We start from the raw sequence: 25277 nt of genomic DNA, 5'->3' as shown, positions 1-25277 counted from the left end.
CTACGCTTTCCGGCGGTAGTTCACACCAGTTGATCACTCAACGCAGGCTTAATGCTCCAGCGCTGCCAAGGCCTCCAGCCGCGGTGCTTCATTCTGGTTAACGGTGTCCTCCAGGCCGCCTAGAAACTAAGTACACTTATGTTAATTTCATCCAACTCTCTTTTCCCGCAGCCACCAAGGTCATCGGCCCGGTTTCATGCTCGCGAACGACTCTGCACTTTGTGATGCAGGCAACACCACCCTAGGATTAGTAAGCAAGCTTAGTTTTCGGGCTAAGGCAGCGAACCAAAAGGAGAACTAATCGTGCCAGTTGAGGACAACACCGTAATTCCCGGCGCTCCCTCCAGTGAGCCCCCCGCAGTCCAAGAGCCGACGACCCCACGTGAGCCTTTGCCTCCCAAGCCCGATCAGCAAGCACCGGAGGCGGTCTCCCCGACGGGAAGCCCGACGGGCGCGCCACTGAACTCGCGCGCGCAGTCGGGTCAGTACCTGACCACTGCCCAAGGGCTCCGGTTGGGGGACACCGATCACTCCCTACGGGCAGGTAGCCGGGGGCCAGTTCTGCTTCAGGACCACCATTTGCGGGAAAAGATCACCCACTTCGACCACGAGCGCATCCCGGAACGGGTTGTCCATGCCCGCGGCGCAGGCGCGCACGGCGTGTTCCGTTCCTACGGCACGGCATCGAAGATCACGAAGGCAGGGTTCTTGGCCGCCGATGTGGAGACTCCGGTCTTTGTGCGCTTCTCGACCGTGCTGGGCTCCCGGGGTTCAGCGGACACGGTTCGGGACACCCGCGGTTTCTCCACCAAGTTCTACACTGACGAGGGCACCTACGATCTTGTCGGGAACAACATTCCGGTCTTCTTCATCCAGGATGGCATCAAATTCCCTGACATCATTCACGCTGGAAAGCCGCATCCTGATCGGGAAATACCCCAGGCCCAGAGCGCCCATGACACGTTTTGGGACTTCGTATCCCTGCACACCGAGGCCCAGGCGCACACGATGTGGAACATGTCCGACCGCGGCATTCCCCGCTCGTACCGGACCATGGAAGGGTTTGGTGTTCACACTTTCCGGTTGGTCGCCGCGGACGGGAGCACCACGTTGGTGAAATTCCACTGGAAGCCCAAACAGGGCGTGCACTCGCTTGTCTGGGAGGAAGCCCAGATCATCAACGGCATGGACCCGGATTTCCACCGCCGCGACCTTGCTGACGCCATTGAGTCGGGCGCCTACCCGCAATGGGAGCTTGGCATCCAGACCTTCCCGGACACTGAGGACCAGATGTTCGAGGGCATCGATCTGCTGGATCCAACCAAATTCATTCCCGAGGAATTTGCGCCTGTCCAGCCGATTGGGCTGATGACGTTGAACGCAAATCCGACGAACTTCTTTGCGGAGACCGAACAGGTAGCGTTCCACCCGGGACATCTGGTCCCTGGCATTGACGTCACCAATGACCCGCTCCTTCAGGTCCGTCTGTTCTCCTACCTGGATACCCAGATTTCCCGGCTGGGCGGCCCGAACTTCGCGCAGATTCCCATCAACCGGCCGCAAGCACCCGTCAACGACATGCTTCGCGACGGGATGCACCAGACGGCGGTACACAGTGGGGTCGCCCCGTACCATCCAAACTCCCTCGACGGCGGTTGCCCCTTTATGGCCGGACAGGACGTTGGAGCATTCGTGGATGTTCCCGAGGCCCTTGCGGAGTCCATTAAGGAACGGCGCAACCCGGCTTCGTTCGACGACCACTTCAGCCAGGCCCGGCTGTTCTTCCGGAGCATGACCCCGGTGGAGCAGGACCACATTGTGCAGGCGTACACGTTCGAGCTCGGCAAGTGCTACGAATCCAACGTCAGGGAACGGCAACTCATGGCCCTGGCCAACATCGACGCCGGGCTTTGCGCCGCCGTCGCCCGTGGACTGGGTATGCCGGTTCCCGGGGCCACGGTCCAGGTCCCCGATTCCGAACCGAGCGCGGCCTTGTCGCAGATCGGCGGGACGTGGCCGGCTGCGGGCCGCGTAGTGGGGATTATTGCTGACGACAGCAGCGACCTGTCCCAGGTTGCCGCTGCCCGCGAAGCCCTGGATGCCGAAGGCATCACGCCCTTGGTTATTGCACCGGTTGGCGGGTTCCTGGGCGCGGAGGACGGCGCCGCCGTCGCCGTCCAGCGGACCTACCTCACCGCCCGATCCACAGAGTTCGACGCCGTTATCGTCGCGGGAAGCGCGGCTTCGGCGCCGGACGCAGCAGCGGGAATGGACGCCAAGGCCGGCGCGCCTTCACCAGGTCTTGATCCCCGGGTAGTCCTTCTGCTCACGGAAGCGTTCCGCCATGCCAAGGCCATCGCGGCGTGGGGAACCGGTGCGACGGCTCTGGAGGCGGCTGGTATCCCTGCAGACGGTACCGGTGTCGTGGTCGGCGACGCGCCGGACGCTGTGCTTACCCCAGTCCAGGAACTGTTGGCCGCCCACCGGGTGTGGGAACGATTCCCTGCAGCAGGACCGAGCAGCAGCGAGGCCTGACAGGGACGCGGGATCAGGGCAACCGCATGACATGACCTGCACGGCGGGCCGGCATCAATTCCGATACCGGTCCGCCGTGCAGTGTGCCCGCGGCGGTCGCCGAATAGTGCTTCGCGAGGGCACGCGGGTTTCCTGACCGGCATGCTTTACGCGGCCTTTATGCTTGGGTCATGTCTACTGATGAAGAAAAAGACCCACCTGTACCCGCCGACGTGGAGGGCAAGATTCCGAAAAAAATACATGACGGCCCAAACGATGACAAAGCACCGGACCACAAGCCCAAGGAGGAGGACTAGCGTTCTCGTCAGGAACGGTTTCCAGGGGATCGAAGGAGATTGATGGCGGCGGCAGAAGCTTCGCAAACGCCGGGCAAGTGGGAAGTGTTCCACCAGAAATTCGTGGTCGAGGAGCGTTACATGGAGCCCCGCGCCAGAAAGGCGCTCCACACAACAGCCGCGATGTTGGCACTCCTTGGCGTGACGCTCTTTGTGGTGACACTCATGGGCGTGCTGCAGAAGAATGGGCTCGCGCTGGACGACGCAGCGGCTGAAAGCGGACTTCTGGCCATCCGTTCAGAGCCACTGACGGTGGTAATGATCGTTTTGGCAGTCGTCTTCGGGCCAATCGGGTTGCCGATCATTGTCTTGGTTGTCACCGTCGCATGGGGATTGCTGGCCAAGCACGCATGGCGCCCGATGCTTCTTGCCGCTGCCATGCTCACGGGGGTGGGGTTGGCGCAGATCATCGGCCGGTCAGTGGCTCGGGAGCGGCCTCCGGTGAGCCTGATGCTTTTCGGAGCTGACACGACATTTTCCTTTCCGTCCGGGCACGTTCTTGGCGCCTCGGATTTCCTGCTGGTCCTGACGTTCCTTGTTTTCTCCCGGCACCGAAACCCGAAGATCGCCGTCATCAGTTTTGTGTGTGCCGGCGTCGGTGTCGTCCTGGCGGCACTTAGCCGGATTTACCTCGGTTATCACTGGCTCACTGACGCAGTGGCGTCGGTGGCATTGTCGCTGGTGGTGCTCGGGGCGGTAATTGCCCTGGATACCTGGCGCACCGCTCGCGTCCCCGGCGAAACAGTCACAGGGGAACTCGCCGACCCGGAGTCCTAACGTCGCTTCTATAGGTGCCGTTGCGGTTCAGAACGAGTGGACAGCCACCCGGGTGGGAGAGTCCAGTACTACAGTGGATGTATGGCTGCCAGCCGCAATCCGCTCGATGACCTCCGGGAGTCCATAGGCCATCTGGCCAATCAGCTCAAGCTGCCCGGTTCGGAGCGTGTGGACGATCGGGTCGGGGACCTCATCGGTCCCAGGCCCGGTCCAGCCCGGCCGCTGTACGAGGTGCAGGCTGAGCTCGACGCCTTGGTCGGGCTCGAGACCGTGAAAGAACAGGTCCGCGCACTTGTGGCGCTACTCCAGGTTCAAGCCCGACGTAAGGCCCACGGTCTGCCGGAAGTAGCCACCTCGCAGCACCTGGTGTTTCTCGGAAACCCAGGCACGGGCAAGACAACGGTCGCACGGCTCCTGGCCGAGATGTACCGCGCTGTCGGCTTGCTGCAAAAAGGCCATCTGGTGGAGGTCGACCGTTCGGGGCTGGTGGGGCAATACGTGGGTGCTACAGCCATCAAGACAGACCGGGTGATCCGGCGGGCGCTGGACGGCGTCCTGTTCATCGATGAGGCGTACTCCTTGGCCCCGGAAGACGGTCGTACAGACTTCGGCCCGGAGGCAATCGAGGTCCTGCTCAAAAGGATGGAGGACCATCGGCACAGGCTGGTCGTGATCGTGGCCGGGTACCCGCGGCTGATGGAGTCATTCCTGCTTTCAAACCCGGGACTGCGTTCCCGGTTTGCCCGCGAGATCACGTTTCCGGACTACTCCGTGGACGAACTCCTGACGATCTTCCAGCGGATGTTGGTCCAACATGAGTACACGTTGGAGCCGGGCGCGGACCACATGCTGCGCCGGATACTCAACGGGCTCCATGCGGGAGAGGACTCCGGTAATGCCCGGTTCGCCCGCACACTGTTTGAGCAGGCGCTTAATCGGCAGGCGTTGCGGCTGTCGCTCAACGAGGAACAAAGCCTCGATTCCCTTGACCGCGACGCCGTCATGACCCTCACCGCAGCGGACATCGTCGAGGCCGCCTTGGCGCTTGGCGAGGAGCCGGAACCGGAACCAACGCCGGAACCGGAACAACCGCGTTGGTGGCGCTGGCTGGCCTGACACCGGCCGTTAAGGATTCATCAAGACCGGCCACCGCAGGGGAGTGGCGGTGCTATGTTCAGCAGAGAACAGGCCAGGAACGCCCGCGGAAGAGGCCGGAATGACAACGATGAGCCGGCCACCGGCGGATCCGTCAGCATTGCATCACGACGCGCGGAGCCGTTTCCGGAGCTGGCTTCTCTTCGGGCTTCAGGACAGCAAAGGCACGCATCAAGGACCCGGCGCGGTCAGCGACGCCCACGCTAGGAAGCACACCTGGTGGCAGGTCATGTGCCTGACCGGCGTCGATTACTTCTCCACTCTCGGCTACCAGCCAGCCATTGCTGCCTTGGCCGCTGGCGTCATCTCGCCCTTGGCAACACTGGTTTTGGTAGCCGTTACGTTGCTCGGTGCCTTGCCCGTCTACAGAAGGGTGGCCGGCGAAAGCCATCGCGGTGAGGGGTCGATCGCCATGCTGGAGCGTCTGCTGCCCCGGTGGGGCGGAAAATTGATCGTGCTGGTCCTGCTGGGGTTTGCGGCCACGGACTTCATGATCACCATGACGCTCTCCGCCGCCGACGCCACCGCGCACCTGATCCAAAACCCCTTGGTGCCCGATTGGTTGCACAACCAAAATGTGCCCGTGACGCTGTTCCTTTTGGCGCTGCTGGGAGCGGTTTTCCTTCGGGGGTTCAAGGAAGCAGTGAATATCGCCGTCGTTCTGGTTGCGCTCTACCTCAGCCTTAATGTCGTCGTGGTAGCCGTGTCCATCTTCGAAGCGGTCATGCACCCCGTAGCCATCAATGACTGGTGGCTCGAGCTCACCACCTCCCACGGGAACCCGCTGCTCGCTGTGGGAATCGCCCTGCTCGTCTTCCCTAAGCTGGCGCTGGGACTTTCAGGTTTCGAAACTGGTGTGGCGGTGATGCCGCAGGTCCGGGGGAAGGCCGGCGACACTGAGGAACGGCCCATAGGTCGCATCCAAGGAACGCGTCGGCTGCTGACGACTGCCGCCGTGATCATGAGCAGTTTCCTGATCACGACGAGTTTCACCACCGTCGTACTGATTCCCCAACAGGAATTCCAGGCCGGAGGCGAAGCCAACGGGCGTGCGTTGGCATTTATGGCCCATGAGTACCTTGGCGTCGGCTTCGGCACGGCCTATGACATCAGCACAATTGCCATTCTGTGGTTTGCTGGTGCGTCCGCCATGGCCGGGTTGCTCAACCTGGTGCCCCGCTACCTGCCGCGCTACGGCATGGCTCCGGAATGGGCCAAGGCTGTGCGGCCACTCGTGCTCGTTTTCACCTTGGTCGGTTTCCTGATCACCGTCATCTTCAACGCCGACGTCGATGCGCAAGGTGGCGCGTACGCCACCGGCGTGCTGGTGCTGATGATGTCGGCGGCGACGGCCGTGACCCTCTCCGCCCGCCGTCGTCACCAAGGGAAGCGGACAGTGGCGTTCGGAATCATTGCAGTGGTCTTTATCTATACCACCGTGGCCAATATCTTCGAGAGGCCCGAGGGTCTTCGAATCGCAGCAGTGTTCATCGCCGGCATCATTGTCGTTTCGTTCCTGTCACGCGTCCGCCGTTCCTTCGAGCTCCACGCCACCAGGGTCCACCTGGACGAGCAGGCTCTCGGCTTCATCTCAGAGACCTGGGAAGGACCCATCCGCCTTATCGCCCACGAACCACTCCGGCTGACCCCGCAGGCCTACAGGGAAAAGTTCGAGTCCGCTGTAGAAGTAAGCCACATTCCTGTCGGTGAACAGCCCTTGTTCCTGGAAGTGGTCGTGGACGACTCATCGGACTTTGAGACTGAGTTGGCGGTTCACGGCATCACCCGGCACGGCTACAGGATCCTGGAAGTCCACGGTCCCGTGGTGCCCAACACGATCGCTTCCGTGTTGCTCCACATCCGTGATGTGACCGGGCTGATGCCACACGTCTACTTCCGCTGGACTGAGGGGAATCCCGTGATCAACCTCCTGAAGTTCCTGTTCCTGGGGGAAGGCGAAATTGCGCCGGTGACACGCGAGGTACTGCGTGAGGCCGAACCCGAGGTCAGCCGGCGCCCGTGGGTCCATGTAGGTTGACTCGACATTACGGGGTCCGGGGTGGAATCACGAGGGGAACAAGAGGCGTAACGGTGAACGGCTTGGCCAACAAAGGCTCCACGGCTTCCACAAAGGCCGTCACATGGACTTCCTGGTTGTGCGCTTCAAGTTCCTCCCTACTGACCCACCCCTCAAACAGCACGAAGGTGCCCGGTCGCTCTCCATCAGAGAAAACGGTGTACTCCAGGCATCCGGGATCGTTGCGGCTTAGGGTTTGCAGGGAGCGGAGGGCTTCCTGAAGTTCGGCTTCACGCCCTGCTTTGGCGATGAAAACCGGCTTGAGCCACACTTCTGTGGCCCTTCCGTGGGTTGGCATGGGACGGGACATCCTGTCTTCCTAAATTTGTTCAAGGAGTGGGAAGGACGGGGGATTCCCCCGTCCCTTCCAGAGTGGATCACGCGTTGATCTGTGGAACTTCCACCCAAGATTCTTTTGCCGCTGATTCGACGATGGCGTCGTCGATGAGGGCTACTTGATAGCCGTCAGCGAAGTTGGGGTTCACAGTCCCGCCTTCGGCGATTGCCTTGAAGAAGTCGTAGGCTTCGATAATTTTCGTTTCCCCGTAGCCGATGCCCAGGGCCGGAATGGGCCAGAGGGCGTCGCCGTACGGGTGGGCCGGGCCTGTGTATACGGTCCGGAATCCACGACGGTCGGCCTGGTCCGACGCGAAGCACACCTGCAACTCGTCGCGGCGCTCGTAGTTGAAGACAATGCTGCCTTCCGTGCCGTGGATTTCGAAAGTGATGTAGTTGTTCCTTCCGTGCGCGTTTCGTGTCGCTTCGACGGATCCGACGGCTCCGTTGGCAAAGCGGATCATGGTCATCACTTCATCATCGACATCAACCTGGCCGCGTGGACCTTTCCCACCCCGAACCGTACCGAGTGCGTCGGCACCGCCGGCCTGCAGCGGACGTTCCGGGATCCATGTCGAGAGGACAGCATTGACGGCGCTGAACTCCCCAACGAGGTACCGGGCCATGTCTATGACGTGCGTTGCAATGTCGCCAAGCGCCCCAGAACCGGCGATGGACTTCTGGAAGCGCCATGAGAGCGGGGAATTCGGGTCGGCACTCCAGTCCTGCAGGTACGTTCCGCGGAAACTGAGGATTTGGCCGATGGACCCTTCTTCGATGTACTTCTTCGCCAAGGCCACAGCGGGAGTACGCCTGTAGTTGAAGGCGACCATGTGGACAATGTCCTTGTCCTTGACGGCCTCGTACATGGCTTTGGACTCTTCGCCGGTGCGTGCGAGCGGCTTCTCGCAAATAATGTGTTTACCGGCTTCTGCGGCTGCGATGGCGATTTCCGCGTGAAGGTGATTGGGAGTGGCGATGTCGACAACGTGGATTTCGGGATCGTCGATGATGCTGCGCCAGTCTGAAGTGGAGGTTTCGAAGCCGAAACGGCGGGCCGCTTCGTCGGCAAGCTCCGGAGTCGCCTCCGCGATCACCTTTCGAACCGGCAGCGCCGGCGCGGGCCAAAAGAACATGGGCATAGCGGCGTAGGCGAGGGAGTGGGCTTTGCCCATGAACCCTCCGCCGATGAGGCCGACATTGAGGTTCTGCATGTGAATCCTGTTCCTTCCGAAAGTTTGCGGGTCTGGCCGATGAAGGCTTCCCCAGAGGTGATTGGGTGGTTAGAGGAGTTTCTCGAGGTACTTTTTGCTGAGCTCGGCCGCTGCCCGGGGGTCGCCGTCGTAGTTGTCCAGTTCGACCATGAGCCAGCTGTCGTATCCGCTTTCACGGATGGCGGCGATGATGTCCGGGAAATCGAGTTCGCCTTCGCCGAGCGGCAGGAAGTTGAACGGGTCCCGCTGGAAGTCCTTGAGGTGAACGTGCTGGATTCTGTCGGCGTATTTCCGGATGACCGCGGCCGGGTCCGCACCACCAGCTGCGAGATGCGCGGTGTCCGGGCAGAAGCCGATCCTGGTGAGGGGCATGAGCCGGTCCAACTCATCGGGGCTCTCAACGATCGTGCTCAAATGGGGGTGGTAGCTTGCCGATAGGCCAAAGCTTTCGGCAATGTCGGCAACCCGGTCCAGCGCGTGGCCCAGGCGGTGGTAGTCCTGGTCCGTGGTCCCGGCCGCACGCCGCGCTCCGCCCCCAACGACCAGCCGTTCAGCCCCAAAGTTCGCCGCCAATTCCGCTGCAGTGTAGAGCCGGTGCATCTCATCAGGGAGGATATCGGTGTAAATGAAATTCGCTCCAGTGTAGACGCTGGTCAACGCCACACCGTTACTGCTGAGGACCTCCTTCAGCTCCTCAGGCTTGTCGGCGTACTCTGCGAGGTTGCCGTCGAACATCTCAACACCCTGGTATCCGACCGAAGCGATGTCCTTGACGGCGTCCCGCATTGATCCATGGGTCAGGTAAAAGAGGTCTTTGACGCTCGTCACGCCTTGGGCGTGACCGACGACGCCGCCCCAGGTGATGGAGCAATATCCGAGTTTCATTGCATGGTCCTTTCGAGTGCAGGGGAGGTCATGGGAGATTCGAGCGTGTACTCGGGGACGCGAACGTCGACCCACGATTCTTCCCTGGCGGAGGTGACGACGGCCTCTGTCAGGTGTGCCGCCCTGAGGCCGTCGTGGAAGGTGGGGAGGCCCTCGGGTTTGTGGCCCCGGACGGCGGCATAGGTGTCTGCGACGAAAGCGTTGAAGCTGTCCTGGTATCCCTGGGGATGACCTGGCGGAAGCTTGGCGTAGCGCCGGCCGCCGCGGGTGGTCAGCGTCTGCGGCCCCACGGGGACGGCGGAGGTGGAATCAACGCGACCTATGTGCAGGGTGTCCGGTGATTCCTGGTTGAAACTGAACGATGCATCAGTTCCGTCGAAGGAGAACCACAGGCGGTTTTTCCTCCCAGGGCTGACCTGGCTGACCACCAGCGAACCCGTGGCACCCTTGTCGGTATCGAACAGGAGGGTTGCGCCGTCCTCGGTGGCCACGGCGGACAGTTGTCCGCGGGTTTCGCGCTTGTCATAGGCGCGGCCCGTCCTTGCCATGATCCTGGTGATGCGATGTCCCGTGGTGAACTCCATCAGGTCGCACCAGTGCACGCCGATGTCGCCAAATGCCCTGGACCCTCCGCCCAGCTTTGGATCAACCCGCCAGTTCGTCGCGTCGGCACCTGCCAGCCAGTCCTGGAGATAGGAGCCGTGCAACAGCCAAAGGCGGCCTGCCTCGCCGTCGAGTATGCGGTCGCGTACCTCGCGGATGGCCGGATAAAACCTGTAGACGAAGGGCACCGCCGTGACGACGCCTGCCTGGTCTGCGAGGCGGGTCAGTTCGCTGGCATCCTCGACGCTGGTAGCCAGAGGTTTCTCGCAGATAACGGCTTTGCCTGCCGCAATGGCCTTGCGTGCCAGGTCCGCGTGGGTTGAATTCGGAGTGCAGATATGGACGACGTCAACGTCGTCCCGCGCGATCAGCGCCTCAGGGCTTTTTGCTGCGGCCAGAGCGCCGAACCGTCCGGTTGCCTCCTCGGCGGCGGCCTGACTGCTGGCGGCAACTGCACTGATGGTGCTCCCAGCCGCGCGTACCGCGTGGGAATGGACGGCGCCCATAAATCCGGTGCCGATGATCCCGGCGCGTGGAGTGGAAGACATGGGAGCGTTACTTCTTCCGTGCAAGGGCGACAGCCAGGATGATGATTACGCCGCGGACAACCTGTTGCTGGCTGCTGTCGAGTCCCGCCAGGATCAGGCCATTGTTGATCAAGCCAATCAGCAACGCGCCAAAGAGTGTCCCGACGATCGAGCCGAAACCGCCGAACAGGCTGGTGCCGCCGAGGATGACTGCCGCGATGGCGGAGAGCTCATCGCCGGCTCCCCACTGGAATCGGCCTGACTGGAGACGGCCGGCGTAGAGCATCCCGGCAACACTCGCGACCATCCCGGAAATCAGCAGCACCTGGAACTTGATGCGCTTGGTATTGATCCCGGTGAAGTCGGCGGCGTTGCGGTTGCCGCCTGTGGCGAGGACCTGTCGGCCGAACCTGGTGCGGTTGAGGACGACGGCGCCGATGGCTACGAAGATGGCGCTCCAGACAACAAGGCCTGGAATGGGGCCGAAGTTGCCCGATCCGAAGAGCGTATTGAACGTATCGTTCAGGATGGGCTGCGGGGCCGAGGCCGTGATCCACTGCGCCACCCCAACAGCTATTCCCAGCATGCCAAGGGTCACCAGGAAGGACGGGATGCCGAGGAGGCTGACGAGGGCACCGTTGATGGATCCGACCACCAGACCGACAGCGAGGCCGGCCAGAATGCCGGGAACCAGGCCCCACTGGGAGAGTGCCATTGCAGTGCAGACGCTTGACAGGCCGGCGACGGATCCCACGCTCAGGTCGATTTCAGCGCACGCGATGACGTAAGTCATGCCTACGGCGATGACAGTGATGGTGGCTGTCTGCCGAAATATGTTCAGAAGGTTGTTTGGCGACAGGAAACCTTGGTCGCGCAATAGAACGGCGAAAAAAAGAAAGACGACGACGAAGCCGATGTAGATGACGTAGCGTCGCCAGTCAAGTTCCTTCAGGATCGTGCCTAGTGTGCGGCTAACCCGGGTATCCCGGGATGCGATGGTGTTTGTCTTGCTCACTGTTCATACTCCCTGGACTGCAAGTTGGAGATATTCCTCGTCAGCTATGCCGCTGCGGGGGATGTCACGGATGATTGAGCCGTCCTTCAGGACGAGGACGCGGTCGCTGACCGCTAGTAGTTCCGGATATTCGGAGGAGATGACGATGACGGCCTTGCCTGCGCTGGCAAGCTCACGGATCATGTCCAAAATTTCACTCTTTGTGCCGATGTCGACTCCCGCCGTCGGCTCGTCGAGGATCAAAATATCCGGGTCAGTACCCAGCCACTTCGCGATAACGACCTTCTGCTGGTTGCCTCCGGACAGCAGCCGCACGGGGCGATGGGGATGAGCCACTTTTACTGCGAAGCGCTTGATCAGTGAAGTGGATAACGCCTTGGCCTTGGAGCCATCCAGGAGCCCGCCCCTGCGGATCTGCCCAAGCAAAGGCAACAGCAGGTTGTCCTGCACCGAGTGCTCCAGGACAAGGCCTTGAGCCCGACGGTCCTCCGGAATCAGGGCGACGCCGGCGTTGATGGCCTGCTGCGGCGAGGACAGAGATACCGCCTTGCCGCGGATCAGGACCTGCCCACTGTCCAGTTTGTCGATGCCAAAGAGGGCGCGTGCAAGTTCGGTGCGTCCACTGCCCATGAGCCCGGCCAGCCCGAGGATCTCACCGGGCCGAAGTGCAAAGGATACGTCCCGCACACGGGGGCCCGCGTTCAGGCCCCGCACTTCCAGCAGGGGCTCAACCTCGTGGGAGACCTCATTTCGCGCACGGTAGCTGAGATCGCCCTCGACCTTTTTTCCGACGATCCCTTCCACGATCTGTTCAGGTGTGACGTCGGATAGTGCCTTGGTAAGGAGGTGTTGTCCGTCGCGCAATATGGTGATCCGATCCGCGAGCCTGTACACCTCATCCATTCGGTGGGAGATATAGATGATGGAGATACCTCGCCGCTTCAGGCGGTCAATCAACTCGAAGAGGGCCTCACACTCATGCCGGGCCAGGCTCGCCGTGGGTTCATCCATGATCAGAACCTGGGCGTTCTGCGAGAGGGCCTTGGCAATTTCGGTCAGCTGCCAATAGGCCGTGCCCAGCCGGGAGACCTCGGCGCTGGGGTCGACGTTCACTTCCATCTCGGCAAAGACTTCAATGGCCCGCCTTACCGCGGCACGGTCATCGATGAGGCCGCCCCGGCCCAGCGGTTCAGCGGCCAGGCAGATGTTCTGGGCGACAGTCAGGCTCGGCACGAGGCTGAATTCCTGGAAGACCATCCCGATTCCTGCTGCCTTCGCGTCGTGGATCGACGTGATGGAAGCTTGCTTGCCTCCGATGAGGATCTCCCCGGCGTCCGCCTGGTAGACGCCCTGCAGGATCTTCATGAGCGTGGACTTGCCGGCCCCGTTGCCGCCTGCAAGTGCGTGTACTTCTCCCTTTCGAACATCGAAACCGACATCCTTCAGGACGGAGACGCCGTTGAAGCTTTTGAAGATGGAGCGCATCTGGACAACATTGTCTGCGGTGTTCATTTCTGCCCTTTCGGTGCCGGTGCGGGAGTTGTGGGCCCCCGCACCGGTCGGGTCTGCCTAACGCTTGTAGGACTCTTGGATGTCCTTGGGTGCGTCCTCGTGGTAGACCTGCTTCCATGCTTCGAGGACGTTGGAGTGGTCCACAGGAAGGGCACTCAGGGCAACATATGCCGGGGCTTCCTTACCGATCAGTGCCCCTGCCGCCAGCCGGGCTTCGGTGACACCCTGGTCGAAGGGGACCTGGGCGCCGAGGCCGACGACGAGTTCGTTCTTGGCCAAGGCGATGGCCACGTTCTTTCCGAGGTCTTCTGTGGCGATCTTCAAATCCTGGCGGCCTGCGGCGCGCGCTGCGGCCATGACCCCTTCTGCGGGGACATCCCATACGGCCCAGATTCCGGCCAGGTCGGGATACTTACTGATCATTGCGTTGGCAGCCGCCTGGGCGTCTCCCGCAAAGTCCGGGCCAGCGATACCCTTTTCTTCCACGATCTGGATCTCCGGGTATTCCTTGGTGATCGTGTCCTTGAATCCTTCGTGGCGCTGTTTGGTGACGAAGAAGTCGGCCTGGTGGTAAACGAGCCCGACCTTTCCCTTTCCACCGAGCGCTTTTGCCATTTGGTGGGCTGACACGACGCCGTTGCCGTAGTTGTCAGCGGAGACCACCGAAACATAATCCTTGCCGGCTGTCAGTCCCTGGGGGACGTTGTCCATGAAGACGAGCTTGGTGCCGGCGGCCGCTGCTTTTTTGTATGCGGAGGCTGTGGCCACAGGGTCTGTGGGGATGGAGATGATCACGTCCGGGTTTTGCGTCATGACTGTTTCGATGTCCGAAACCTGCTTGTCCGGCTTGAAGTTCGCGTCTGTAGTGGCGATGACCTTGATGCCGAGCTTGTCCAGTTCGCTCTTGAGTCCATTGACTTGGGCCGTGGCCCAGTCATTGCCGCCGTAGTGCATCACGATCGCTGCTTTGGCGTTCAGGCCCTTGATCTTCTCGATCTCTTCGGGCGTCAGGTCAGCCACGGATGCCGGGGACGGCGTCTCGCCGTTAGGTCCTTTGCTCAGCACCTGGCCCTTGATCTTTTCCAAGGCCAGTTGTGCCTTTTCAGACACGCCTGAATCGGGGGCGTTTGAGGCGCCTGTTGCCGAACTGCTGCACGAGGTGACGGAAAGTGACAGGACTGCTGCCACGGCCAGGAGGGGAAGCCTGCGGATCATCATTGTTCTCCAGTGCTTTTGAGTGGATGGATGGTTTTGAATGTCAGGCGAGAGCCAGGGCCAGTGCCGTTGGAATGGGCGACAGTACCAGCCCGCCTGTTGCCGCCGCGGTCCGGACAGCGCCAGCTTTGTCTGATGCCCTCAGGAGGGCTTCGGCATGCGCTTTCTCGACGAAGAAGCCAACTGAACATGGCCCGTGGTTGGACTGGACCCATGTCACCGCTTCGCCTGCTGCGGTGGCTATTTCTCTGGCATCTTTTGCGACAGGGCCGCCGATGGTGGAGACCGTTTCGGCCGAGCCAAAGTCGTCGACCGTGATGACCAGGCTGGTCCATAGGCCGACGCCGTCGAAGACGCCCAGTACTGCGGTGGAACCGGGGGAGACAAAGGTGCTTACTGCCCCGCCAAGGTCGTTGCGGGCAGCGTCCGTAAGGAGCACTTCCAGATTCGTCCACTGGTCGTGGTCGATATCCCGAAACCCGGCGGTGAGGTTGAGCGCGAGTACGTCTGCGACACTGCCAGGCATTGCGCTCCTTCCTCATTGAATATCCGGGTCGTAAATGTCAACGAGATTGAACCGTAAACGTTTACGGAAGTGATCGTAAACGTTTACGGTCATGAGTGTCAAACCTCACACCAGAACAATGCATCGCGTTGGAGAGTCGATCCGTCAACGTAGGATGAGGAGGCACGAAGTCCGCCGCCGGTGTTGGTACGGCGGCGCGAGACAGGAGAGAGCATGGCAGACGCTGGAGTCACGCACGGAGCGAACGGACGTGGTCCGGAAGTCTCGTTACGCCGGAAGCCAACCATCAACGATGTGGCCAAAGTTGCCGGAGTCTCGTTTGGGACCGTCTCACGCGTCCTCAACGACGCACCGGACGTCAGTGCCGCCACCCGCCAGCGCGTTCTGCAGGTTATTCAGGACATCGGATATCGCCGGAACAGGGCGGCAACCGCGCTGGTCACGAGCAGGTCCACTTCCATTGGCATCGTCACTGACGGTTCCCCCCGGTTCGGCCCCGTCGGGACACTGATGGCCTTGGAAAACATCGCCCGAAAGAAGGGCTATGCCACAACAGTTATCAGTGCCGAAATGCCGTACGCCGATTCCGTACAAGCGGCGCTCGACACCCTCGATGACATTGGCGTTGGCGGGATCATCGTTATTGCACCGGTGGTGGACATGGCATCAGCTGTCTGGAACGCCACGTGCCGGGTTCCTGTGGAGATGATTGCCGCGGGAGCGTCGTCGACCCCCAACGTCTTCACATACTCCGAGAACCAGGAGCTTGGAGCCCGCCTGGCCACCCAGCACCTCATCGACCTGGGCCACACCGACATTGCCCATCTGGCTGGCTCCATGGACTGGTTCGACGGACGGATCCGAAAGCGGGGCTGGGAGTCCGCACTGCGTGACGCCGGGCTGCCGCAAGGGTTCTGCGCGGAAGGGGATTGGAGCCCGCGATGGGCATACGAAACCGGCGTCCAGCTTGTTCGGGAAGGCAAAGTTCCTCAGGCGATTTTTGCTGCGAGCGACCATACTGCCCTGGGACTCATCCGCGCCTTCACTGAGAATGGCGTGCGTGTCCCGGAGGACGTCAGCGTGGTCGGATTCGACGATATCGAAGGGTCGGACTATTTCCTTCCGCCCTTGACCACAGTGCGCCAGGACTTCACCGCTTTGGCGCTGATGAGCATGGAGGTGCTGGTTGGAGCCATGGAGGGGCGGGAGGTGGACCGCACGCCTACGGCGCCCACACTGGTTGTCCGCAACAGCTCCACCCGTGCAGCGTCCGGACGTGTCTCCCCAGCAAAAGACAGCTGACGTCCTGCGGTCCCGCTGCCCTCCGTGGTTAGGTTCCGGCGGCGGTAAACTGCCGCAGGGAGGGAGGCGGACAGGTCACTTTCGGCCCTGTCCGCCTCCGCCCGAGGGGCCTTAGGCAGTCCGCCGCTTCCTGAGGGCTCTGAATGCGGCTACCAGGCCGCCGGCAGCCAACGCCCAAGGAACTCCGGCGATGATGGGATCCATCCACTGATGGCTCAGATCGGTGCGCTTTCTGCCGAACCGGGAGCGAGCCCCATGACGGGTAAATTCACTCATGACCCCGGTCTCAGTGATCGGGTTGTCCGGGCGCAGCGTGGCCAATGAGCGAAGATGGTGTTCCCATGCATCGATCCTGTCCCCGGCAATGAGGAGCAGCCAGTGGGCAGCCCGGCCCTCGCTGTATTTGTAGGCGAATTTCCGGACAGCGCCCGAAGCACCTTTGGGAGGTGCGGACGTGCCGAAAACAGGAGTGACGAAGGCATGTTCGACCGAGCGCTCCCGGGGCCACCTTTCTTCCTGGCGTTCCGGGAAGTCCCAGCGGGCACCTGTCTCTATGCCGGGCTGTTCACGAGGGTACGATGGCCGGTCTGCCGGGTCGAGGTCCGCGCCCCATCCTGGGATGCGGCTACGGAGGTCCCCTGCAGATTCCTTCAGGGCTGGTCCAGTGGAGGCGGCATACGGAGTTGGGATCTCATCCATGATTGTCGTCCTTTCAGGCTGGATTGGGTACGACGAGTGGCTTGATGCAGTCATCGAGCTTGGCGGAGAAGATGTGGTAACCCTCAGCGATGTGCTCCAACGGGATGCGGTGGGTGACGATGTCGCTTGGCTTCAGGTAGCCGTTTCGGATGTGTTCGAACAACCTGGGCCACTGCCTTTTCACCGGACACTGGTTCATCCGAAGGGTGAGTCCCTTATTCATGGCATCGCCGAATTTCACTGCGCTGAAAAGCGGTCCATAGGCGCCTACAACCGACACTGTTCCGCCTTTGCGGACTGAGTCGATTGCCCAGTTGAGCGCTATGGGGGAACCGCCCTGCAGTTTCAGCTTTGCGGCTGTCACGTGTTGGAGGAAGTTGCCATCCGCCTCGGCGCCTACGGCATCGATGACGACGTCGGCGCCCAGATAGTCGGTGGTCTTCTTCAGGTGCACAACAATGTCGTCGTACTCCACAAAGTTGTACGTTTCGGCGTGCGCGAAGGTGCGGGCCTTCTCGAGCCGATAGTCCAGGTGGTCGATAACGATCACCCTGCCCGCCCCCATCAGCCATGCTGACTTGGCTGCGAACAGGCCCACAGGACCGGCGCCGAACACCACCACCGTGTCACCTTCTGCGATGTCGCCCAATTGGGCGCCGAAATAGCCGGTAGGCAGCGCGTCCGTGAGCAGCAGCGCGTCCTCGTCATCCATCCAGTCCGGTATCAAACCGGGCCCGACGTCGGCGAAAGGGACGCGCACAAACTCTGCCTGGCCGCCGTCGTACCCTCCGCACGTGTGCGAGTAGCCGTAAATGCCGCCGACGGCGGTCGCGTTGGGGTTTACATTGTGGCAGTTGGAGAACAGTCCGCGGGCGCAAAAATAGCAGGATCCGCAGTAGATATTGAACGGAACCATGACCCTGTCACCGGGCTTGAGCCGCTCCACCGAAGGCCCTACCTGCTCCACCACGCCGATAAATTCGTGACCGAACGTCATGCCGACCCTCGTATCCGGCATCATCCCGTGGTAGAGATGCAGGTCGGATCCGCAAATAGCGGCCAACGTCACGCGCACGATCGCATCGTTTGGATGCTCGATCGGTGGCATGTGCTTTTCTTCAACGCGCACCTTGTAAGGCCCGCGATACACCATTGACTTCATCAGTTCCGCCTCCCGTAAAAAGTCCTTCTAGACATCCGAAATCCCCTGTCACGCTTTATGCGTTGGAAGGGTGGAGGACAACTTTGGTCCAGCCGTCTTCGCGGTTGTCGAAGTTCTTGTAGCCCTCGGGAGCCTGGTCCAGCGGAAGCTCGTGGCTGACGAGGAAGGAGGGGCTGGCTTTACCGCCGGCAATGAGGTCGCGCAGGGCCCTGTTGTACCTCTTGACCGGGCACTGTCCCGAACCCATCGTCTGTCCCTTAAACCAGTAGTTGCCGTAGTCGAAGGCCACTTGGCCCTCCTTGGCGAGTTTGTCCGGAGCTCCGGGATCCTGGGGCAGGAAGACGCCCACCACGCCCAGGCCACCGACGAAGCGTACGGAGTCCACCAGCCGGTTCAGGGTCATGTTTGGGTGCTCATTACCTTCGGTATCGTGCGCCTGGTACCCAACGCATTCGCATCCCCGGTCTGCCCCGAATCCCATGGTTTGGTCCTTGACGAATTCCACTGGATCCACCGCGGAATCATCAACCGGGATGGCGCCGATCTGTTCAGCCAGCTTCAGGCGGTCGCTTTGACGGTCCACGACCATGACCTTGCCGGCCCCTTTGAGGATTGCGGAGTAAGCCGCCATGAGGCCTACAGGTCCTGCGCCGTAGATGACTACGGAGTCCCCGGGGTACACCCCGGCCATCTCCGTGGCGTGCCAGCCGGTGGGGAAGATGTCTGCGACCATCACGTAGTCGAGTTCCTTTTCCACAGCATCTTCGCCCAGGCGCAGACAGTTGAAGTCACCGTACGGTACGCGGAGGTACTCGGCCTGGCCGCCCTGGTAGGGTCCCATGTCCGCGAAGCCGTAGGCCGCGCCGGCGAGCTTGGGCTCGGGCTGCATGGTGAGGCAGTAGTTGGTAAAGCCACGCTCGCAGTTTTTACAGAACCCGCAGGCAATATTGAACGGCAGAACTACCCGTTCGCCCACTTTGACTTTGTCCACCGCGGGACCGACCTCGACCACCTCGCCGAGATTTTCATGCCCGAAGGTTCGACCGGGTTCGAAGCTGGTCCGGCCTTCGTACATGTGGAGGTCCGAGCCGCAAATATTTGTTGTCGTAATCCGCACCAGAACGTCGGCGGGGTGCTCTATTTTGGCATCAGGAACGTCCTCGACGCTGACGTCGTTTGGCCCTTTGTAAACTACTGCTTTCATTTTTCTGCCCTTTTCTTTTTGCCCTGCTGATTCGACCATGTCGATGGTGCTTCCGGCGGGGGAGTCGCAGAAGAGTGCGGAACCATGACCGGAGGGAAGGCGCGGCCGTCACCCAGGAGAAGGGTGTTAAGTCAGCCAGGAGATGGGTCGTGCAGGTCCTTGCCAGTGAGTCGCTTTTAGGGGGTTGGTTGGCCCAAGGCGTTCAGACGGCAGGCTGTCCAGTACTATCTTCCTGCCGGTCCGTCCGCAAAAGAGAAACTGCTTGAGGCTCAATACTAAGCACGCTTATTATGAGAGTCGAGGGTAAACCGAAAAGAATTGGCCAGCCTGTTTGCTTCATTCAGCGGTTCCCGCTGAGGGAGAGGCAGGGCACCAAATCTGCCGGCTCCTCTGCGTTGCAAGGCAGGTCAACAGAGCTGGTCGAAGTCTCCCCGGGACCACGCGGCGTGCCTTTGGGCGGAGCTGAGCAAAATATCTTTCGCGCCTGACGGGATCCTGTTGTTGAAGTTGCCGTAGATCCGGTCAAATTGCAGTTCGCCGAGCTGCGCGGCAATGCGCAGTGCCATGGAACCTGAGAGCGGGAGGTGGTTGGGGTAGCTTCGCATGAAGGCAACGGAACGGCGGTCCGGGTTTGGAAAGACGCTGTCCCCGGTAAGCAGCACGCCTTGGCCGTCCGCACCGTCCGCCCAATGCGCCACGGCGCTGCCGGGGAAGTGGCCGCCGGTCTGGTGAAGGACCAGGCCGGCCGCGATCGTCACGCTGCCTGACCAGGTGGTGACGTTACGGCCTCCGCGGCCCAACCAGTCCCGGTCTGCTTCGGACACCAGGACCGGGACGCCCCCGAGCATCTTGGACCATTCGACCTGGACGCCAAACATGTGTGGGTGGCTGGCGGCTATCGCGAGGACGGGACCGTGTTCCAGGACAACCTCCACTGCATGCTCATCGACGTAGCCGACCGGATCCCACAACAGCGATCCGGCAGGAGTCACCACAAGCTGGGCCGTCTGGCCGATCCCCACCTTGGGCTTGGTCCCTATGCCTATGAGGCCAGGCTCGCTTTCCGCCAGGGTGATGTGCTGCCCGGCGCTGGCCAGCTCGGCCAGCGTAGTCCACCGCTGACCGTCTTCGGGCACGTACTGTCTCTCGTCCACGCAGATGGGACAGAGGGCAGGGACAGGTTCGTCACGTTCAACAGCGCAGGTGGCGCAGATCAGCATGGGCCCAGACTATGGCATGCCCTAGCCAGGCCGTAAGTGTACGCGGCCTCAGCTTTGCCGCCTTGAACCGTAGTATTCTTCGAGTTTCGCCAGTCCTTGGTCGATGGAAACCGTGGGCTTCCAGCCGAGCAAGTCCTGCGTTTCGCGCTGGTCGAACCAGTGCGCAGTGGAGAGCTGCTCAGCGAGGAACCTGGTCATCGGCGGTTCTTCTGTGCGTCCTGCCACGATCCAGAGTTTCTCGACCACTGAGCCCACAGCCCGGGCCACCCGCCCCGGTACGGCCCACGCCGGTGCGGGAACTCCCCCCGCAGCGCAAATGCCGGCCAGTAATTCGCCGATCGGCCGGGGCTCGCCGTTGGTGACCACCAGGGCCTTGCCGTGCACATGGTCCATACGGTGCAGCGCAGCGACAATGGCCGACGCCGCATTGTCCACATAGGTGGTATCGATCAGTGCACCGCCGGCGTCCAGCAACGGCAGGCGCCGTTGCTTTGCTCGGGCCAGGACGCGCTCCACCAGTTGGGTGTCGCCTGGTCCCCACACGACGTGCGGGCGGATGGCGGTGACGTGAAAGTCGGGTGAATCCGCCGCGAGGGCCAGCAGTTCGGCCTCAGCCTTGGTCCGGGAATAGTGGCCATGCGCACGTTTGGGGTCGGCGGGCTCGGCTCCCATGCCGGCGATGGCGGCGCCTGAATTGGCCACGGACGGGGAGGACACGAAGACCACGTCGCGGACCCCGGCGGCCCTGGCCGCCGAGAGCACATGCGCGGTTCCGCGGACGTTGACTTCGTCAAACTCGGCAGCCCGGCCCGTAAACGACACTTTGGCGGCGAGATGGATCACCCCGGTCACGCCGTTGAGTGCGCCGCGGAGGGCGTCCTCGTCCGTGACCGACCCCCTCACATCGGTGACGCTGTCGATACCGGAAGGGCTTCGCTGGAAGGTCGTGACATCGTGTCCCTGCCGTACCAGCAGCCGGGCCACCTCCCGTCCCAGCAAACCGCTCGCGCCGGTGACCAGAACCCTCATGGCTTGCCCGGACGGCCGCCGGCCAGCACCCTGGCAGCCCAGGCGGACAGCCGGGTCCTGTCGATTTTGGCGTTGTGCCGAATGTCGGTGGGCTGGGAGGCAACCACCAGCACAGCGGAGACATCGACGCCGACCTCGCGGGCCGCGGCGCGGACGCGCTGCGCCAGGTGCGGTGCGGCGGGACCCGCCTTCCGGACCTTAGGGACGGTCTCGACGACGGCGACAATCGCCTGCGTGCCCGCGGGACCCACGCCTGCCACGGCGGCCAGCCCAACACCGTCCAAGCGCTCGACGGCCTGCTCCGCACCAATAGGGGTCACTGCCTTGCCGGGCGCGGTGACCACGTGCTGAAGGCGGCCTTCCACCCAAAGGCGCCCTTCGGCGTCGAAATGCCCTACGTCGCCGGTCCGGTGCCAGCCGGCAGGACTGGCGCTTTTTTGCTGGGTCAACCAGAGCCGGTCGTAGGAGTCCTTCACATGGGGTGCGCTGACCAGGACCTCGCCCGTCACGCCCGCTTCGAGCGTGGGAGGGGAGTCTGATGCTTTCCCGTCCTCAGCGAGCGGAAGGACAGCAATTCGGGCACCATGGACCGGCCTGCCGACACAGACGCCGTTGCCGGCTCCCTTAACGGTCCCGACGCCGGCTTCGGCGGCCTGTATTTGCTGGAGGCTGATGTCCGTAACCGGAAGGGCTTCGGTCATCCCGTACGGCGTATGCAGCGAAGCACCCGGCACCAACTGCTGCACCTCTGCCAAGAGAGGCTCCGGGATAGGGGCGCCGGCGGAGAGGAGCAACTGGACCCCGTCCAGCGCTGTTTGTCCCGCTTCGCTGATCCCGTCCTGGGTGGCCAGGACGTTGCGCAGCGCTGCCGGAGCGGCAAAGACCACTGTGGCGTCGATCGCAGCAACGGCATCTGCCAACGCGCGGGCGGTCAAGGTGCGGGGGGCAGTGACGTCCATGTCCGGGGTGACCGAGACAGCACCCAGGGCGGGCCCCAGCAGGGCAAACGGTGCAAAGCCGGCCACGAGCCGGGCGCCGGGACGGATGTCGAAGGTTTCCGCCAGCGTATCCCGCGTCGCCGCCAGTTGCCGGTGGGTGTAGAGCACGCCCTTGGCGGGGCCCGTTGAACCGGAGGTGAACAGCACGGCCGCTGGAGCTTCCGGGTCCACGGAAGCGTTGTGCTCGGCAGCGCCGTCCGCGGCGCGCCGGGCCAAGGTTGACAGCGAGGTTTCAACCTTAAGGGCCCGACGGCGGATCACCGGAAGGTCCTGGACGCTGATCCGGCGCCCCGGCCACCCCAGCGCGGCGGCCGCAGCCAGTGCCTTGTCGATCCCGATCAGGAAGTCAGGGGTCGCGCCCTTGACGGCGCGGCTCAGGCCCTTGGTTCCCAGTCCGGCGTCCGCCACGACCACCACGGCGCCCAGCCGAAGGCAGGCATAGAGTGCCACGGTGAGATCCACGCCCGGAGGAACCATGAGGCTCACCCGGCTGCCACTGGCAACACCGGCTTTGCGAAGACCTGCCGCAACGTCCAGCACCCTGCTGTTGAGTCCGTGCCAGCTCAGCGACCGTGCAACGCTGCCATCGGGCGCCATTTCCGCAACGGCCGTCTCGGCAGCGGAGTCAGAGTCCGCCAAGGTGCCGAGCTCGTCCCAGAGGGGACGGAAAGCTTCTGGTTCCTGAGTAGCCGCTCCGTCCGCCTTGGCGTCTGGCCGGGTGCCGGCACTGTGCTGGTTTTTGTCCTGGGCTTGCCCTGCCAACCATTGGAAAACAGGTGTGGCAATGTCGCGGTCTTCTGCGAGGAGGTGGCCGGCGCCTTCGAAACGGTGGACCTGCGCGTGGGGAAGCCGGCCGATCAGGTCTTTGAGGTAGCGGTCGGAGAAAATGGGGTCGCGCGGGCCCCACAGCATCAAGGCGGGGACCTTCAGCGTGCGTAAGCCCTCGGCCACGGCGTCAAGTGCGGGGAAGCTGGGGTGGTCCGCATCAACGGGAATGTCGGCCACGAAGTTTCCCACGCCACTGCGGCGGTGCGGACCCTTGTAGGGGGCCATGTACGCTTTCCGGACCTCGGCGGCCAGCGGAGGAGACGCCAAGGAATGCGTGACCCGCAGGAAAGCGTCGGACGTCGTCGTCCCCCAGGAGTGGACGGCCGGGTGCAAGGCAAGCCGCAATGCGGGCGGGATCTTGGATTCGGATGGTTGGTGGACCGCTGTGTTGGTGAGGATCACTCCGGTGAGCTCCGCGGGGTGGGCCAACGCCCAGCCGAGGCTGATCACACCTCCCCAGTCGTGGCCGACAGTGACCACGGGGCCTTCCACGCCCAAGGCATCGGTGAGGTCGCCCAAGTCATTGATCCGGTCGGCGAGGCTGCGGAATTCGCCCGTACGTTCCGAGTAGCCCATGTCCAGTTGGTCGACCGCGATGACGCGCCAAGGCTGGGCAGGATCGGTTCCGGCGGCCAGCAGTGTTCGCCACAGATAGGACCAGGTGGGGTTCCCATGCACGCAGAGCAGGGTGCCGGCTGGGGTAAGGCCGCGCCGCGCGAGCTGTCCACCGTTGTCCAGGAGATGCCATTGGCGAACGGTTCCGGGAGCGTCAACGGCGGAAGTGGAGGGTACGCCGATTGTCCGTGACCATTCGGGGCGTATGCCCGGCCAGGTACCTGTCACCATACGATTTCGACCATGCCGGCGTTCAGCCCGGATCCGACACCCATGCAGAGGACCCTATCGCCGGCGCGCAGGGACTGCGCCTCGGCGGCGAGGGTCATGGGGAGTGAAGCCGGACCCACGTTTCCCCAGTGTGGGAAGGTGATGGGAACTTTGTCAGGGTCCAGCCCCACGGCGTTGATGATGGCCTGGGTGTAGGCATTGCTGACCTGGTGGGTCACGTAGCAGTCCATGGCCGTCCAGTTCCATTCGGGCTGGGCTTCGTGCCAGGCGTCGACGACGAGTTGCAGGCCGCCGTCGAGCAGGCCCTTCGTATCGGTGGTCATGCCGTCAATGCCACCCACGCACAATTCGTGGTGCTCGGTGCCGGCGCGCATCACGCCGCCCACCAGCCGGTGCGCTCCGCTGTGCTCGTCGGCCGGTCCCAGGACTGCGGCCGCGGCTCCTGACCCGAGGGTCAGGGTGGCGAATTCCCGGTTGAAATCTTCCCGGGTCGTTTCAGGCCGCTGCAGCCTCGCAAGGGTCGCCTCCTGCGTCAGCTGTGAGTCCTCACCGTTGACGATGATCGCGTACTTGATCTGTCCGGAATCAATCATGTTGGCGGCCAGGATCAGCCCGTTGACGAACCCCAGGCAGGCGTTGGCGAGGTCGAAATTCATGGCCGAGGATGGCAGGCCCAGTTCGTGATGGATCTTCACTGCAACGGACGGCTCGAGGTTGCGGCGGGTAACGGAGGTGTTGATCAACAACCCGACCTCTGAAGCTTCGACTCCGGCATCGGCCAAGGCCTTCGCCCCGGCCTCGACGGCGGCATCGTCAAAGGATGTTCCAGCCGCCCACCAGCGTCGGTGCGTGACGCCCGCAACGCGTTCCAGGAGCCGGGGCGGGAACTTTAGCCGCTTCAGGGTGGTAGCCAACTTCCGGTCGAAGTCCGAGGAGCTGACGATCCGTGGAGCCTCGACGCTACTAACCGACAGCAGAGCGGTGTTGCTGTGCCTGAAGGTTGCGTTCCCTGCCAATTCAAGCCCCTGTTCGTTTCTGTCCCGCGTTCCTGCGGTGACTGTACCCCTATTACGCCATTCCAAGCCCGAAAGCGCAGTTGTGCTCCGGGTTCGGCGTGCACCAAGATTCCGCCGCAGTCCCGGCGCGTAAAAATGGCGACCCTTAAGCATGACAGACAACCGGGGGGTGTCATGACGCGGGGAGCGGGGCTACCGGGAAATGATCATGATGCTTACCATTAGGGAGCATCTTAGGGGAGACCACCACTTACCAGGAGC

21 protein-coding genes are annotated in these 25277 nt (G+C 62.5%); 6 read left to right on the top strand and 15 right to left on the bottom strand.

Translation table 11 applies throughout. From position 1 onward, the window contains the following. The first annotated feature begins 303 nt into the window (after positions 1–303). The 5 genes from ABHM97_RS07765 (at position 304) to ABHM97_RS07745 (ending at position 6840) form a co-directional block, all read left to right on the top strand. Positions 304–2535, top strand: coding sequence for a catalase (locus ABHM97_RS07765; protein WP_349470215.1), 2232 nt, complete (start codon positions 304–306; stop codon positions 2533–2535). 170 nt (positions 2536–2705) lie between these two features. Next, positions 2706–2831, top strand: a complete 126-nt coding sequence (locus ABHM97_RS07760) for a hypothetical protein (protein ID WP_255774361.1) — start codon at positions 2706–2708, stop codon at positions 2829–2831. Positions 2832–2873: 42 nt separating this feature from the next. Beyond that, on the top strand, positions 2874–3647 hold the full coding sequence (locus tag ABHM97_RS07755; RefSeq protein ID WP_349470214.1) for a phosphatase PAP2 family protein: 774 nt from the start codon (positions 2874–2876) through the stop codon (positions 3645–3647). A gap of 81 nt (positions 3648–3728) precedes the next feature. Then, a complete protein-coding gene (locus ABHM97_RS07750; protein ID WP_349470213.1) occupies positions 3729–4763 on the top strand; it encodes an AAA family ATPase in 1035 nt (344 codons plus the stop codon). 100 nt (positions 4764–4863) lie between these two features. Continuing rightward, the gene (locus ABHM97_RS07745; RefSeq protein ID WP_349470211.1) at positions 4864–6840 is read left to right on the top strand and encodes an APC family permease; all 1977 of its coding nucleotides are present in this window, start codon (positions 4864–4866) and stop codon (positions 6838–6840) included. Positions 6841–6847: 7 nt separating this feature from the next. On the opposite strand, the gene ABHM97_RS07740 is transcribed toward ABHM97_RS07745, so the two are convergent. The 8 genes from ABHM97_RS07740 to ABHM97_RS07705 all read right to left on the bottom strand — a co-directional run bounded on the left by ABHM97_RS07740 (position 6848) and on the right by ABHM97_RS07705 (position 14712). After that, a complete protein-coding gene (locus tag ABHM97_RS07740; RefSeq protein ID WP_349470210.1) occupies positions 6848–7177 on the bottom strand; it encodes a putative quinol monooxygenase in 330 nt (109 codons plus the stop codon). A gap of 79 nt (positions 7178–7256) precedes the next feature. Continuing rightward, entirely contained in the window at positions 7257–8429 is a 1173-nt protein-coding gene (locus ABHM97_RS07735) for a levoglucosan dehydrogenase (protein WP_349470209.1), read from the bottom strand. 69 nt (positions 8430–8498) lie between these two features. Next, on the bottom strand, positions 8499–9314 hold the full coding sequence (locus ABHM97_RS07730; protein WP_349470208.1) for a sugar phosphate isomerase/epimerase family protein: 816 nt from the start codon (positions 9312–9314) through the stop codon (positions 8499–8501). After that, positions 9311–10465, bottom strand: coding sequence for a Gfo/Idh/MocA family protein (locus ABHM97_RS07725; RefSeq protein ID WP_349470207.1), 1155 nt, complete (start codon positions 10463–10465; stop codon positions 9311–9313). The genes ABHM97_RS07730 and ABHM97_RS07725 overlap by 4 nt, the downstream gene beginning before the upstream one ends. Before the next feature lie 7 nt (positions 10466–10472). Beyond that, positions 10473–11459, bottom strand: a complete 987-nt coding sequence (locus ABHM97_RS07720; protein WP_349470206.1) for an ABC transporter permease — start codon at positions 11457–11459, stop codon at positions 10473–10475. A gap of 3 nt (positions 11460–11462) precedes the next feature. After that, positions 11463–12971 carry a sugar ABC transporter ATP-binding protein gene (locus tag ABHM97_RS07715; protein ID WP_349470205.1) on the bottom strand — a complete coding sequence of 503 codons (1509 nt, stop codon included), beginning with the start codon at positions 12969–12971 and terminating at the stop codon, positions 11463–11465. A 57-nt stretch (positions 12972–13028) separates the two neighbouring features. Then, the gene (locus ABHM97_RS07710) at positions 13029–14189 is read right to left on the bottom strand and encodes a substrate-binding domain-containing protein (protein WP_255774362.1); all 1161 of its coding nucleotides are present in this window, start codon (positions 14187–14189) and stop codon (positions 13029–13031) included. A 40-nt stretch (positions 14190–14229) separates the two neighbouring features. Further along, entirely contained in the window at positions 14230–14712 is a 483-nt protein-coding gene (locus tag ABHM97_RS07705; protein WP_349470204.1) for a hypothetical protein, read from the bottom strand. Positions 14713–14925: 213 nt separating this feature from the next. Here ABHM97_RS07705 and ABHM97_RS07700 point away from each other — a divergent pair, with 213 nt between their 5' ends. Next, on the top strand, positions 14926–16014 hold the full coding sequence (locus ABHM97_RS07700; RefSeq protein ID WP_235521652.1) for a LacI family DNA-binding transcriptional regulator: 1089 nt from the start codon (positions 14926–14928) through the stop codon (positions 16012–16014). 111 nt (positions 16015–16125) lie between these two features. Here the strand turns inward: ABHM97_RS07700 and ABHM97_RS07695 are convergent, their stop codons facing one another. The 7 genes from ABHM97_RS07695 to ABHM97_RS07665 form a co-directional block, all read right to left on the bottom strand. Then, positions 16126–16713 (bottom strand): hypothetical protein, encoded by a 588-nt coding sequence (locus ABHM97_RS07695; RefSeq protein ID WP_235521653.1) that lies wholly within the window; start codon positions 16711–16713, stop codon positions 16126–16128. 13 nt (positions 16714–16726) lie between these two features. After that, complete coding sequence (locus tag ABHM97_RS07690) at positions 16727–17875, bottom strand: zinc-dependent alcohol dehydrogenase (protein ID WP_349470203.1); 1149 nt, start codon at positions 17873–17875, stop codon at positions 16727–16729. Between the two features lie 55 nt (positions 17876–17930). Beyond that, positions 17931–19079 (bottom strand): glutathione-independent formaldehyde dehydrogenase, encoded by a 1149-nt coding sequence (locus tag ABHM97_RS07685; protein ID WP_349470201.1) that lies wholly within the window; start codon positions 19077–19079, stop codon positions 17931–17933. Positions 19080–19486: 407 nt separating this feature from the next. Then, positions 19487–20299, bottom strand: a complete 813-nt coding sequence (locus ABHM97_RS07680; RefSeq protein ID WP_349470199.1) for an MBL fold metallo-hydrolase — start codon at positions 20297–20299, stop codon at positions 19487–19489. 48 nt (positions 20300–20347) lie between these two features. After that, positions 20348–21328, bottom strand: a complete 981-nt coding sequence (locus ABHM97_RS07675) for an NAD-dependent epimerase/dehydratase family protein (RefSeq protein ID WP_349470198.1) — start codon at positions 21326–21328, stop codon at positions 20348–20350. Further along, entirely contained in the window at positions 21325–24000 is a 2676-nt protein-coding gene (locus tag ABHM97_RS07670) for an alpha/beta fold hydrolase (protein WP_349470196.1), read from the bottom strand. The genes ABHM97_RS07675 and ABHM97_RS07670 overlap by 4 nt, the downstream gene beginning before the upstream one ends. Next, positions 23994–25016, bottom strand: coding sequence for a 3-oxoacyl-ACP synthase III (locus ABHM97_RS07665; RefSeq protein WP_349470195.1), 1023 nt, complete (start codon positions 25014–25016; stop codon positions 23994–23996). The genes ABHM97_RS07670 and ABHM97_RS07665 overlap by 7 nt, the downstream gene beginning before the upstream one ends. Between the last annotated feature and the right edge of the window lie 261 nt (positions 25017–25277).

Source organism: Paenarthrobacter sp. CAP02, assembly GCF_040137855.1.
Lineage (GTDB): Bacteria > Actinomycetota > Actinomycetes > Actinomycetales > Micrococcaceae > Arthrobacter.
Note: the sequence above shows the minus strand (reverse complement) of the source record. Positions and strands in the feature narration are given on the sequence as shown.

Bases quoted from the DNA above. Each gene is read 5' to 3' on its own strand.
- ABHM97_RS07760 (WP_255774361.1), top strand. From the start codon at position 2,706: ATGTCTACTGATGAAGAAAAAGACCCACCTGTACCCGCCGACGTGGAG.
- ABHM97_RS07755 (WP_349470214.1), top strand. From the start codon at position 2,874: ATGGCGGCGGCAGAAGCTTCGCAAACGCCGGGCAAGTGGGAAGTGTTC.
- ABHM97_RS07750 (WP_349470213.1), top strand. From the start codon at position 3,729: ATGGCTGCCAGCCGCAATCCGCTCGATGACCTCCGGGAGTCCATAGGC.
- ABHM97_RS07745 (WP_349470211.1), top strand. From the start codon at position 4,864: ATGACAACGATGAGCCGGCCACCGGCGGATCCGTCAGCATTGCATCAC.
- ABHM97_RS07740 (WP_349470210.1), bottom strand. From the start codon at position 7,177: ATGCCAACCCACGGAAGGGCCACAGAAGTGTGGCTCAAGCCGGTTTTC.
- ABHM97_RS07735 (WP_349470209.1), bottom strand. From the start codon at position 8,429: ATGCAGAACCTCAATGTCGGCCTCATCGGCGGAGGGTTCATGGGCAAA.
- ABHM97_RS07730 (WP_349470208.1), bottom strand. From the start codon at position 9,314: ATGAAACTCGGATATTGCTCCATCACCTGGGGCGGCGTCGTCGGTCAC.
- ABHM97_RS07725 (WP_349470207.1), bottom strand. From the start codon at position 10,465: ATGTCTTCCACTCCACGCGCCGGGATCATCGGCACCGGATTTATGGGC.
- ABHM97_RS07715 (WP_349470205.1), bottom strand. From the start codon at position 12,971: ATGAACACCGCAGACAATGTTGTCCAGATGCGCTCCATCTTCAAAAGC.
- ABHM97_RS07710 (WP_255774362.1), bottom strand. From the start codon at position 14,189: ATGATGATCCGCAGGCTTCCCCTCCTGGCCGTGGCAGCAGTCCTGTCA.
- ABHM97_RS07705 (WP_349470204.1), bottom strand. From the start codon at position 14,712: ATGCCTGGCAGTGTCGCAGACGTACTCGCGCTCAACCTCACCGCCGGG.
- ABHM97_RS07700 (WP_235521652.1), top strand. From the start codon at position 14,926: ATGGCAGACGCTGGAGTCACGCACGGAGCGAACGGACGTGGTCCGGAA.
- ABHM97_RS07695 (WP_235521653.1), bottom strand. From the start codon at position 16,713: ATGGATGAGATCCCAACTCCGTATGCCGCCTCCACTGGACCAGCCCTG.
- ABHM97_RS07690 (WP_349470203.1), bottom strand. From the start codon at position 17,875: ATGAAGTCAATGGTGTATCGCGGGCCTTACAAGGTGCGCGTTGAAGAA.
- ABHM97_RS07685 (WP_349470201.1), bottom strand. From the start codon at position 19,079: ATGAAAGCAGTAGTTTACAAAGGGCCAAACGACGTCAGCGTCGAGGAC.
- ABHM97_RS07680 (WP_349470199.1), bottom strand. From the start codon at position 20,299: ATGCTGATCTGCGCCACCTGCGCTGTTGAACGTGACGAACCTGTCCCT.
- ABHM97_RS07675 (WP_349470198.1), bottom strand. From the start codon at position 21,328: ATGAGGGTTCTGGTCACCGGCGCGAGCGGTTTGCTGGGACGGGAGGTG.
- ABHM97_RS07670 (WP_349470196.1), bottom strand. From the start codon at position 24,000: ATGGTGACAGGTACCTGGCCGGGCATACGCCCCGAATGGTCACGGACA.